9 protein-coding genes are annotated in these 11,500 nt (G+C 69.9%); 6 read left to right on the plus strand and 3 right to left on the minus strand.

What is annotated here, in order from left to right; genetic code table 11:
• Positions 1-51 precede the first annotated feature (51 nt).
• A complete protein-coding gene (pepN, locus tag P2Q00_RS15785; protein ID WP_275773123.1) occupies positions 52-2,622 on the minus strand; it encodes an aminopeptidase N in 2,571 nt (856 codons plus the stop codon).
• 158 nt (positions 2,623-2,780) lie between these two features.
• Between pepN and P2Q00_RS15790 the strand changes: the two genes are divergently transcribed.
• Positions 2,781-3,251 (plus strand): DUF1203 domain-containing protein, encoded by a 471-nt coding sequence (locus tag P2Q00_RS15790; RefSeq protein WP_275773124.1) that lies wholly within the window; start codon positions 2,781-2,783, stop codon positions 3,249-3,251.
• Positions 3,252-3,410: 159 nt separating this feature from the next.
• Here P2Q00_RS15790 and P2Q00_RS15795 read toward each other — a convergent pair whose 3' ends face one another.
• Positions 3,411-4,427, minus strand: coding sequence for an aspartate-semialdehyde dehydrogenase (locus tag P2Q00_RS15795; RefSeq protein ID WP_275773125.1), 1,017 nt, complete (start codon positions 4,425-4,427; stop codon positions 3,411-3,413).
• A 307-nt stretch (positions 4,428-4,734) separates the two neighbouring features.
• Between P2Q00_RS15795 and P2Q00_RS15800 the strand changes: the two genes are divergently transcribed.
• The gene (locus P2Q00_RS15800) at positions 4,735-5,262 is read left to right on the plus strand and encodes an RNA polymerase sigma factor (RefSeq protein ID WP_275773126.1); all 528 of its coding nucleotides are present in this window, start codon (positions 4,735-4,737) and stop codon (positions 5,260-5,262) included.
• Between the two features lies 1 nt (position 5,263).
• Positions 5,264-5,989, plus strand: a complete 726-nt coding sequence (locus P2Q00_RS15805) for a hypothetical protein (RefSeq protein ID WP_275773127.1) — start codon at positions 5,264-5,266, stop codon at positions 5,987-5,989.
• A gap of 68 nt (positions 5,990-6,057) precedes the next feature.
• Here the strand turns inward: P2Q00_RS15805 and P2Q00_RS15810 are convergent, their stop codons facing one another.
• On the minus strand, positions 6,058-9,339 hold the full coding sequence (locus tag P2Q00_RS15810; protein ID WP_275773128.1) for a S8 family serine peptidase: 3,282 nt from the start codon (positions 9,337-9,339) through the stop codon (positions 6,058-6,060).
• Between the two features lie 183 nt (positions 9,340-9,522).
• Between P2Q00_RS15810 and P2Q00_RS15815 the strand changes: the two genes are divergently transcribed.
• The 3 genes from P2Q00_RS15815 (at position 9,523) to P2Q00_RS15825 (ending at position 11,371) form a co-directional block, all read left to right on the plus strand.
• Positions 9,523-9,984 (plus strand): NUDIX hydrolase, encoded by a 462-nt coding sequence (locus P2Q00_RS15815; protein ID WP_275773129.1) that lies wholly within the window; start codon positions 9,523-9,525, stop codon positions 9,982-9,984.
• Positions 9,985-10,094: 110 nt separating this feature from the next.
• A complete protein-coding gene (locus tag P2Q00_RS15820) occupies positions 10,095-10,511 on the plus strand; it encodes a hypothetical protein (RefSeq protein WP_275773130.1) in 417 nt (138 codons plus the stop codon).
• A complete protein-coding gene (locus tag P2Q00_RS15825) occupies positions 10,508-11,371 on the plus strand; it encodes a serine/threonine kinase C-terminal domain-containing protein (RefSeq protein WP_275773131.1) in 864 nt (287 codons plus the stop codon). Before P2Q00_RS15820 ends, P2Q00_RS15825 begins: the two co-directional genes overlap by 4 nt.
• The last annotated feature ends 129 nt before the right edge of the window (positions 11,372-11,500 follow it).

Raw genomic sequence — 11,500 nt, forward strand, 5'->3', positions numbered from 1 at the left:
CGCGACCAGCCACTACGCAGCCGCAGACAACTGACGACCCATCACGCCCCCTTAGCGGAGCGCATCTGCCGCCTGCGCCCGAAGCGCACGCTCCACACCCGACCGGGACTCGGAGACCAGACGCCGCAGGGCCGCGTTGGGCTCGGCCGAGGACAGCCAGGCGTCCGTCTTGTCCAGGGTCTCCTGCGAGACCTGGACGGACGGGTACAGGCCGACCGCGATCTGCTGGGCGATCTCGTGCGAGCGGGACTCCCAGAGGCCCTTGACCACCTCGAAGTACTTGTCCGCGTACGGAGCGAGCAGCTCGCGCTGGTCGGTCTGGACGAAGCCGCCGATGACGGCCTCCTGGACGGCGTTCGGCAGCTTGTCGGACTCGACGACCGTCGCCCAGACCTCCGCCTTCGCCTCCTCGGTCGGCCGGGCGGCGCGGGCGCTTGCCGCGTGGCGCTCGCCCGCGGCTGTCCTGTCCCGCTCGTACTCGCCGGCGATCTCCGTCTCGTCGTAGCGGCCGACCGCGGCGAGGCGATGCACGAACGCCCAGCGCAGCTCGGTGTCGACGACCAGGCCCTCGACCGTCTGCGAACCGTCCAGCAGGGCCTCCAGCAGGTCCAGCTGCTCCGGCGTCCGGGCCGTCGCCGCGAACGCCCGCGCCCAGGCCAGCTGGTGGTCGCTGCCCGGCGCGGCCGCACGCAGATGGGCCAGCGTGGCGTCGGTCCAACGGGTGAGCAGGGCTTCGCGGGAGGCCGGGTCGCCGTACAGGTCGATCGCCAGCTTCACCTGGCGGTGCAGCGACTGCACGACGCCGATGTCGGACTCCTTGCCGATGCCCGACAGGACGAGGGAGAGGTAGTCGCGGGTGGCGAGTTCGGCATCGCGGGTCATGTCCCAGGCCGACGCCCAGCACAGGGCGCGGGGGAGGGAGGACTCGAAGTCGCCGAGGTGCTCGGTGACGAACGCGAGGGACTGCTCGTCGAGGCGGACCTTGGCGTACGACAGGTCGTCGTCGTTGAGCAGGACGACGGCCGGACGGCGCTTGCCGGTCAGCTGCGGTACGGCGGTCAGCTCGCCGTCGACGTCCAGCTCGATGCGGTCGTCGCGGACCAACTTGCCGGTCTCGTCGTCGAGTTCGTACAGGCCGACGGCGATGCGGTGCGGCCGGAGGGTCGGCTCGCCCTTCGCGCCGGCGGGCAGGGCGGGGGCCTCCTGGCGGATGGCGAAGGAGGTGATGACACCGCTCGCGTCCGTCTCGACCTCGGGGCGGAGAACGTTGATCCCGGCGGTCTGGAGCCATTTCTCCGACCAGTTCTTGAGATCACGCCCGGAGGTCTCCTCCAGCGCGCCGAGCAGGTCGGACAGGCGCGTGTTGCCGTACGCGTGACGCTTGAAGTACGCCTGCACACCGCCGAAGAACTCGTCCATGCCCACGTACGCGACGAGCTGCTTCAGGACGCTGGCGCCCTTGGCGTAGGTGATGCCGTCGAAGTTGACGAGGACGTCGTCCAGGTCGTTGATCTCGGCCATGATCGGGTGGGTGGAGGGCAGCTGGTCCTGCCGGTACGCCCACGTCTTCATGGAGTTGGCGAAGGTGGTCCAGGAGTGCGGCCAGCGCGAGGCGGGGTGGTACGCCTGGCAGGCGATGGAGGTGTAGGTGGCGAACGACTCGTTCAGCCACAGGTCGTTCCACCACTCCATGGTGACCAGGTCGCCGAACCACATGTGCGCCAGCTCGTGCAGGATCGTCTCGGCGCGCAGCTCGTACGACGCGTCGGTGACCTTGGAGCGGAAGACGTACTGGTCGCGGATGGTCACCGCGCCCGCGTTCTCCATCGCGCCCGCGTTGAACTCCGGCACGAACAGCTGGTCGTACTTCTTGAACGGGTACGCGTAGTCGAACTTCTCCTGGAACCACTCGAAGCCCTGCCGGGTCACCTCGAAGATGGCGTCGGAGTCGAGGAACTCGGCGAGCGAGGGCCGGCAGTAGATGCCGAGCGGCACGCTCTGCCCGTCCTTCTCGTACACGCTGTGCACGCTGTGGTACGGGCCGACGATCAGCGCCGTGATGTACGTCGAGATCCGCGGCGTCGGCTCGAAGACCCAGGTGTCGTCCTTGGGCTCGGGCGTCGGCGAGTTGGAGATGACGGTCCAGCCGGTGGGGGCCTTCACGGTGAACTGGAAGGTCGCCTTCAGGTCCGGCTGCTCGAAGGACGCGAAGACGCGGCGGGCGTCCGGGACCTCGAACTGGGTGTAGAGATACGCCTGTTGGTCGACGGGATCGACGAACCGGTGCAGGCCCTCACCGGTGTTGGTGTAGGCGCAGTCGGCGACGACCCGAAGGACGTTACGGCCTTCGAGCAGCCCCGGAAGGGCGATCCGCGAGTCCTTGAAGACCTCGGCGGGGTCGAGGGGGTCGCCGTTGAGGGTCACCTCGTGGACGGTCGGCGCCACCAGGTCGATGAAGGACTCGACGCGGTTTTCGGCCACGTCGAAGCGCACCGTGGTCACGGACCGGTAGGTACCGCCCTCCTGCGCGCCGGAGAGGTCGAGATCGATCTCGTACGAGTCAACGGTGAGCAGCTTTGCCCGCTGCTGCGCCTCTTCGCGAGTCAGGTTTGTGCCAGGCACGCGGTCATCTCCTCGTTATGTGTGGGTTGCGCCATCCTTCCATGTGACCGTGGGGAGGGCGACGAGGGTTTTCCCGATGGGTCGCCCGGCGGGCGCTGCCGGACCGCCACGTCCGTTTCCCGCCAGTCATCCGGCCCCGCCCGCGCCAGCCTGGACCCATGACGACGTACACCGCACGACCCATCGCCCCGTCCGTCCTCAAGCAACTCCGCATCGACGACGACGCGGGCCGCCCGATGACCCCCGTCACCGACGACGAGGGCGGAGCGCCCCTCCGCTGCTGCCTGCGCCGCAGCGAGCCCGGTGAGGTGATCGCGCTCGTCTCCTACGCGCCGCTCCGTCGCTGGGCGGCCGAGACAGGCGCCCAGCCGGGGGCCTATGACGAGCAGGGGCCGGTCTTCATCCACGCCGACGAGTGCCCGGGGCCGGACGGTGACGGCTATCCGTTCGACAACGACCACCGGACCGTCCGCCGCTACTCGGCCGACGGGCACATTCTGGGCGGCGAACTGGTCCCCGCCCCCGACGACGCGGCCTTCCGGAAAGCGTTCGACGACCCGTCCGTGGTGCTCGTCCACGTCCGGGCCGTCGAGTACGGCTGTTTCCTCTACGAGGTGCGTCGGCCCTGAGCGGCCTTGCCGAATTCCGGTGCGCTACCGCGTCCCGTAAGGGGCGCGGGGCTGTGTCGATATGCGGCTCCGCCGCGTGGGCGCGACCAGCCCCCACCTGCCCGCACCCGGGGCGGAGCCGCATATCGATACAGCATCACCGCACTTCCGGCGGAGCGCTCAGCCGCGCAGCTCCTGCGCCACCAGCTCCGCGATCTGCACCGCGTTCAGCGCAGCGCCCTTGCGGAGGTTGTCGTTGGAGATGAACAGGGCCAGGCCGTTGTCCACCGTCTCGTCGCGGCGGATGCGGCCGACGTAGGACGGGTCCTGGCCCGCGGCCTGGAGGGGGGTCGGGATGTCGGAGAGCTCGACGCCCGGGGCGGTGGAGAGGAGCTCCGTCGCGCGCTCGGGCGAGATCGGGCGGGCGAAGCGGGCGTTGATCTGGAGGGAGTGGCCGGAGAAGACCGGGACGCGGACGCAGGTGCCGGAGACCTTGAGCCCGGGGATCTCCAGGATCTTGCGGGACTCGTTGCGGAGCTTCTGCTCCTCGTCCGTCTCGTTCAGACCGTCGTCGACGATCGAGCCCGCGAGGGGGAGCACGTTGAAGGCGATGGGGCGCTTGTAGACGCCGGGCTCCGGGAAGTCGACCGCGCTGCCGTCGTGCGTCAGCTTGTCGGCGTCGGCGATCACCTTCTGCGCCTGGCCGTGCAGCTCCGCCACGCCCGCGAGGCCCGAGCCCGACACCGCCTGGTAGGTGGCGACGATCAGCGCCTCCAGGCCCGCCTCCGCGTGCAGGACCTTCAGCACCGGCATCGCGGCCATCGTCGTGCAGTTCGGGTTGGCGATGATGCCCTTGGGGCGGTTCGCGATCGCGTGCGCGTTCACCTCGGAGACGACCAGCGGGACCTCCGGGTCCTTGCGCCAGGCCGAGGAGTTGTCGATCACGACGGGGCCCTGTGCGGCGACCTTCTCGGCCAGCGCCTTCGAGGTCGCACCGCCCGCGGAGAACAGCACGATGTCCAGGCCGGTGTAGTCGGCGGTCGCCGCGTCCTCCACCGTCACACCGTCAAGGACCGTCCCCGCCGAGCGCGCCGAGGCGAACAGGCGCAGCTCGGTCGTCGGGAAATTGCGCTCCTTGAGGATCCTGCGCATGACCGTGCCGACCTGACCGGTGGCTCCGACGATTCCGACCCTCACGGTGACTCCCTTGCGTGTTCGTGTATGTCTGCGGCGTTTCCATCATGCGGCCGACCCGGGTCCGCCTGTCCAATTCTTTGCGCTCCATGCCCGAAGCCTGGGACGCCCCACCGTGATCAACGGTTGCGGAACTCCGCCCACACCTGCGCTGAGCTGGAGAAATTCGCCTTACGACGGCCCAGTGCCGCAAGCTGTGCTGCCCCCGCGCGTCGGTGTGACGTACGCCTCGACGAAACTCCTGGAAACCCGGCCGAACGTTTCCGGGCCCTGCGGCGTCGTAGAGGAAACGCGGTGAGGGGGGTGGCTCGTGCTGCGCAGAAAGGCCCGCCGTGGCCTGGAGGACGATCATGGCGATCCTCTGGACGCGGCTCAGGAACGCCGGGTGCGGGCAGTGCTCGCGCTGGGCGGGGTGCCGCAGACGGACCTGCCGGACGGGGTGCAGCAGGTCCGTCTGCGGTTGCTGGAGCGGGCGGCGAAGGGGTACGAGGCCCCGCGCGACGTGTCCGCATGGGCGGCCGTCGTCGCCTCCAACCTGGCCATGGACTGGCACCGCGCCAAGAAGCGGCAGGAGCGGCTGGGGGAGCGGCTGTCCTCGCTGCGCCAGCACGAGCAGCCCTCCGGCGAGGACACCAGCGTGCTCTCCCTCGCCGTCGCCCAGGGCCTCGACGAGCTGCCCGACTCCCAGCGCCAGGTCCTCGTCCTGCGTTTCTACGCCGACCTGCCGGTCCGCTCGATCGCCCAGGAGCTGGGCGTCCCCGAGGGCACGGTCAAGAGCCGCCTGCACACGGCGGTACGGGCCCTGCGCGCCCGTCTGCACGAGGACGAGGTGGTGTGACATGACCGCGGAATACGACGGCGCCGATGCGCTCATGGCCGCGATCACCGGCGAGGAGCCGTCCGACGAGGCCCGTGCCGACGCCGCCTTCATGGCCGAGCACCGCAAGGCCGTGGCGGACGTGGCGCTGCTGCGGGAGCAGCTCGGGATCATCGGGGACGCGCTGGGCGCGCAGGAACGGCCGCAGCGGCTATCCGCTCCGGTACGGGCGCCGAGGGACTGGCGCCGGGCCCGCAGGTTCGCCTTCGGCTCCCTCGCCGCGGCCGCCGTCGCGACCGTGCTGGCGGGGATGGGCTGGCTGGCGACGCAGGCCGGGAGCGGCGCGAGCGAGGACTCCGGCAGCGCCTCGGGCGCCAAGGCGGACGCCTCTGCCCGCTCGCCCATGTCCAGCCCCGGCTACCTCGCCTGCGCCGGTCTGGTCGCCGAGGGCGACGTCACCGAGGTCGAGCGGGTGCCCGGAGCCGCGGGGCAGGAGCGGATCACCTTGGACGTGACCCGTTCGTACAAGCCGGAGAAGGCCGGGAAGAAGGTCACCTTCGTGGTCGAGGAGGAGGCCGTCCAGAAGGCCCGCGACAAGGCCCTCCACAAGGGTGATCACATCCTGGTGGCCATTCCGCAGCATGGGGCCCCCTCGGACTACGTGCTCGTCGGCGAGCAGTCGATCGCCCGTGAACGCGCCGGACTGGAGCAGGCGTTGAAGGAGTCGGCCGGCGTCACCTGTGGATGAGAGAGGGCGGGCGCCCGTAATGGACGCCCGCCCTCATCGCCGTAGCTGATCCGCCGTATCCGATCCGGCTACGGCGTGACCTTCTCGATCTTCACGCTGCCGATGCCCGCGACGGTGCCGCTGCCGTTCACCAGCTGGACCTGGCCGAAGAACTCACGGCCCTCCGGGGCGGCCGCCGCGGCGGTGACGTTGCCGGAGACGGTCGCCGACTCGCCCGTGCCGAGCTTGACCGGCGTCGACTCGTCGACGCCGACCGTGCCCAGGGACGCGGAGAAGAAGACGTCCCGGTAGTCGTACGCGGTGGAGCCGGACGGGACCGAGTAGCCCGCGACCTCGATGGTGTACGTACCGGCGGCGGGCGAGGCGATGGAGACCGCCTCCTCCGAGTCGCCGTCGGCGGACGTCCCGACGACCGTGCCGGCGGCGTTCTTCACCGTCAGGTCGAGGTCGGCGGACGCGTCCGAGACGTTGCCGATGGCGACGTCCAGCGACTTGGCGCCCGCGGGCACCTCGACCGTGGTGGTCTGCGTCTCGCCTTCCTTGATGGTCGGGCGGGCCGTCTTCGACGAGCCGAGCGGGCCGCCGACCAGCTTGCCGTCGAGTGCGGCGAGCTTGTTCGTCACCTTCCACGAGACGGCGGCCGGGGTGCCGACCTTGGCCTCGGGCACGGTCACGGTCTGCGGGTCGAAGGCCGCGCCGAGGACGGCGACGTCCAGCTTGTACGGGTTGTCGAGCAGCGGCGAGGTGCGGCGCGACTCGACCTCGATCTCCCAGACGCCGGGCTGCGGGTCCGCGTACGCGCGCACGTCGGGCTTGCAGCCGTTGCCGTCGAGGTAGTTGTTGTAGCAGTACGGGGTGCCGGTGTTGTCGACCGGAGTGCCGTACGGGTGGATCGCGATGAATCGGGTCTGGCTCTTGTCCGTCAGCCCGCCGATGGCGACTTCGAGGGACTTGGCGCCCTGCGGCACGGTCACGAAGTACGACTGCGAGCTGTTGCGCTGCACGGTGTCGGACGCGGAGAACGTGTACTTCACCGGCGTCGAGACCACGACGGTGGTGAGGATCTGCTTGTCGATCCCCTCCGTCTTCGGGTCGTCGACCGTCAGGATCGCGCTCTTGATGCCCGCCGACCTCGGCTTCGCCTGCACCTTGACCGTCACCGGCTGGTTCAGCGGCAGCTTCACCTCGTCCTTGCCGACGATCCTGAAGGTGCCGGCGGCGTTGTTCTCCAGGGACAGCTCGTGGCGAACCGCCTTGTCAGGACCGGAGGTTCGGGTGATGGTGACGTCGTACGTCTTCGTGTCACCGGCCTTGAGGCCGCCCTCGCGGTCGTACAGACCGGTGCCGAAGCCCGGCGTCTTCAGGGCCTGGTCGAGCGCGGTGTCGACCGGCGCCTTGACGGTGTAGTCGTGGGCCGTCGCGCCGTCCCTGATGGAGTCCCAGGCGTCGACGATGTCGATGCGGCCCGCGCCCTCCTCGTATGCCTGAACACCCTTGATGTGATGGGCGGTCGAGGTGAGGGCCGTGCGCAGGGTGGCGGGCTTGAGCTCGATGCCCTTCTGCTTGGCGGCGCTCAGCAGCAGCGCGCTCGCGCCCGCGGCCTGCGGGGACGCCATGGACGTGCCCTGCAGCATGGAGTAGCCGGCCGGCAGCGAGTAGCCCGCCTCGGCGACCGGGGAGCCCGGCAGCCAGGTCTGGGTGGTGTTGATCGCGGCGCCGGGCGCGACGAGGGTCGGCGTGAACCCGCCGTCCTCGCGCGGACCACGGGAGGAGAAGGGAAGCAGCGCGTACTTCTTCTCCACCTGCGAGCCGTAGTTGGAGGCCCAGGTCGCCTTCGAGATGCCCGCGCCGACGGAGATCACCTTGTCCGCGAGGCCCGGGTCACCGATGGTGTTGGCGCCGGGACCGGAGTTGCCGGCCGAGATGACCAGCTGCACGCCGTAGGTGTCGATGAGCCGCGTGTACAGCTCCGCACGGGCGTTGTTGCCGTCGTTCAGCGCCGGGAGACCGCCGATGGACATGTTGACGATGTCGACACCGCGGTTCACGACGAGGTCGATCATGCCCTCGGTGAGCGCGACGTTGGTGCAGCCGCCGGTCCAGGTGCAGGCACGGGAGGAGACGATCTTCGCGCCGGGGGCGGCGCCGTTCATCTTGCCGCCGAAGAGCCCGTTGGCCGCGGTGATGCCCGCGACATGCGTACCGTGCTCGGACTCGATGACGCCGATGTTGACGAAGTCGGCCTTCTTGCCGACCCAGTCGCCGCCGTACGGGTCCATCGGCACGTCCTTGCGGATCTGCACGACGAACGGCTGGCGCTCCACGACATCGGTGGACGGGTTGTCGGTACCGAAGTAGCCGATCTGGTAGCCGTCCTTGTACGGCTTCATCGGCTCGTCGTCGCTGAAGTCGTTGTTGTTGTTCAGGTCGACGCGGACGGTACCGGCGGCGGCGTCGTAGAGCACGCCCCACTTGTCCGTCGTGTCCCCGTCCCGGTTGGCGTCGCCCTTCGCGTCGCCGCCCGCGGTGGCGGCCTCGCTGAACGTGCTGACCTGGTACGACCCGGCGGGCGCCGTCCAGGTCTTGCCGCCGTAGGTGAAGGTGGGGCCGGAGACCGAGGTCACCATCGGCCGCCAGGTGGCGTCGCTGTCGACGATCGGGTCGGTCGCCGTCACCCAGTCGACGATCTTCCGCTCGCCGGTGCTGGTCTTCTGCAGCGCGGGGTGGCCCAGGTCCACACCGGAGTCGAGGATGCCGATGGTGACACCGCGGCCGTCCGCCTTCGGGTGGTCCTTCACGAAGTCGACGGCACCCGTCTCGAAGGACGGGTTGTACGGGTTCTCGGCGGGGGTGTTCTTGTCGGGGGCCGGGTAACTGACCGTGCCCGACGCCGACTTGGAGCCGCTCGTCGCGCTCGGGTCGTCCAGCGGTATCTCTTCCCGCAGGTCGATGCCGTGCACGGAGGAGAGCTTCGCGGCGGCGGCGATGGCCGAGTCGGCCCTGCCGGTCGGGACGGTGGCGCGGACGTAACCGAGCTTGTCGTACGTCCTTCCGACCGAGCCGCCCTTGACCGCGTCCAGCTCCTTGGCGACCTGCTCGGTCTGCCCCGGCGCGGTGGCGATCATCATGGTGACGTTCTTGTCGCCGTCGGCCTTGGCCTCGGCGAGCAGGTCCGCGTCGTCGGAACCGAGCTTGGCGGCGGCGGACTTGGCGGTACCGTCCGTGGGCGATGCGGCGGACGGCGCGTCGGCGGAGAAGGCCATGGGTATCGGCCCCGCCGCGGAGAGCGCGGCGACGAGACCGGCGGCCACGGCTATTCGGGCCACGGGTCTGAGGGGGGTGAGGGTCATCGGCATCCCTTGCAGGTGAAGAATCCAGTGCCGGACGAGCGCACAGCTTTACCCAAGGGACAGTTGTTTGGGAAGTGTTGACCGAAACGATATGGACGTATGGGGAAAACCCCCGATTCCCTTTACGGGGATGAGTCCCCAATAGTGGCAAATGATCCGGCGGTTCAGGACTAACGTCCCTACGTGCGCAGGAAATTGAGGGTGGCGGCCTACGCCATATGCGTCCGTGACGGCCGGCTTCTGCTGGCCCGCTGGATCGACGACGACGGACGGCCCGAGTGGACCCTGCCCGGCGGCGGCATGGAACACGGGGAGGACCCCTACGACACCGTCCACCGGGAGGTGGAGGAGGAGACCGGCTACCTGGTGGAGATCACCGGCCTGCTCGGCGTGGACTCGTTCCGCCGCACCTTCCCCCGCCGTTTCGGCAGGCAGGTCGACCACCAGGGCCTGCGGCTGGTCTACGAGGCCCGGATCACCGGCGGCGAACTCCGCCCCGAGATCGGCGGCTCGACCGACATGGCGGCCTGGCATCCACTGGAGGAGGTACCCCGCCTGAACCGGGTCGGGCTGGTCGACGCGGGGCTGGCGCTGTGGCGGGAGCGGCCGGTTACGGGGCATGTGGCGGTGCCCGCCGAAGAGTGACAAAGGGCCGCATGGGTTCTATGCCATCTCTCTCCCAATCTCTCCCGGATCAATCGCCCGTCTGGGATGCTGGGTCGTCGAGAACGGCGCCATCGCCGAGGGGGACGGCCATGGAGTGGAACGCGTCCATCACATACGGCGCACTGGGCGGCCTGGTCGTGGAGATCGTCGTCTTCTACGGGCGGATCGCGGCATGGCAGACGGCCCGGCACCGCGCGCTGGCGAAGGACCGGCGGCGCGACCGTCTCCCGCGCCTCGACAAGTACATCGACCCGCCGTCCGACGCCCTGGCCGCACTGACCCGCCTGTCGCTGGGCGCGGGCGCCGGGTGGATCTTCCATCCGCAGCTGACGGGGGCGTTGGCGACGGTCGCGGTGGGGGCGTCGGCGCCGGCGCTGCTGCGGCAGTTGGGGAGCGCGCGGACGTTGCAGGCGGTGCTCGGCGGCTCGGGCTCGCCCGCACCCGTGGACGCCGGGGGAGCGGACGCCGCGGCGGTGCCGGGCGGCTCGGAGGTGCTGGAGTCGTGACGAAGCCGGCGTCCCGCTACTGGGCCTCCCTGACCGACTCCCGTCCCGAGGTGTGGGACAGGCTGGTAGAGCAGGGACGGCGGAGGGATCTGCCGCTGTGGCGGCGGTATCTGGCGTCGCTGCTGGACGTGGAGGCAGTGGGGCGGGGCGGGGGCGCGGCACAGGCGCCGGAGCAGGAGTTACTGGAGCGGGATCCGCCGGCGTCCACGGTGTACTACACGCTCGACAGGACCGTCGCCGTGGGGACGACTCCGCCTGTCCGCAGGCGTGCGTGGCGCATCACCGGCTTCGCGCTGGCGGCTCTGCTCGTCATCGCCACGGCCTTCGGCGTCTCGCGGCTGCTGCCCGGCCCGACGCTGGTCACCCCGATGACCCCGATCGTCCCGCCCGCCCTGCCCCCGGTGGGCTACCACATGGTGAAGGACCCGGTCGGCTACAGGCTCGACGTCCCTCTGGGCTGGACCCGCGCCCAGAAGGAGGCTTCTCTGACACCGGTGGTCTTCTACGACTCCCCGGACCGCGACCGTGAACTACAGATCTTCCAGATATCGGAAAGCTCCCCGGCCAAGTCCCTGGACCTCGCCGAGAAGGACCCCTCCTACGGCTTTGCACGCCAACCGGGGTATGCGGCCATCCAACGTACCTCGGGAGACAACTGGTCCGAACTCGCCTACTACTACACCCCCGTGGACGAGGGCGTGACCCTGGTGATCGACCACCGCTTCGAGGCGGCCGACGGCACCCTCTACGCGATTCGCTCCGCCGGACTTCAGGGCGTGGGCCTCGACCCGGTCCGGGAGCCGCTCGACGTGGCCGTGGCGTCGTTCTGCCCCGTCGACGCGCACTGCCCCGCCGTCTGAGCGCACCCTCTGCCGGACACCTCCCCTACCCCGAAAGATGAACACGGAGTAACCATCCCCGGGCCGTCCGAAGAGCACCCGCAAACGCGCAGGGTGGACAAAGATCCACGTACGGTGATCGGCGCTGCC

Origin of the sequence: Streptomyces coacervatus (assembly GCF_029223485.1) — a bacterium.
Lineage (GTDB): Bacteria > Actinomycetota > Actinomycetes > Streptomycetales > Streptomycetaceae > Streptomyces > Streptomyces coacervatus.

What these genes read in the sequence shown, in the direction of transcription:
- P2Q00_RS15790 (WP_275773124.1), top strand. Translation starts at nt 2,781, where the DNA reads ATGACGACGTACACCGCACGACCCATCGCCCCGTCCGTCCTCAAGCAA.
- P2Q00_RS15805 (WP_275773127.1), top strand. Translation starts at nt 5,264, where the DNA reads ATGACCGCGGAATACGACGGCGCCGATGCGCTCATGGCCGCGATCACC.
- P2Q00_RS15810 (WP_275773128.1), bottom strand. Translation starts at nt 9,339, where the DNA reads ATGACCCTCACCCCCCTCAGACCCGTGGCCCGAATAGCCGTGGCCGCC.
- P2Q00_RS15820 (WP_275773130.1), top strand. Translation starts at nt 10,095, where the DNA reads ATGGAGTGGAACGCGTCCATCACATACGGCGCACTGGGCGGCCTGGTC.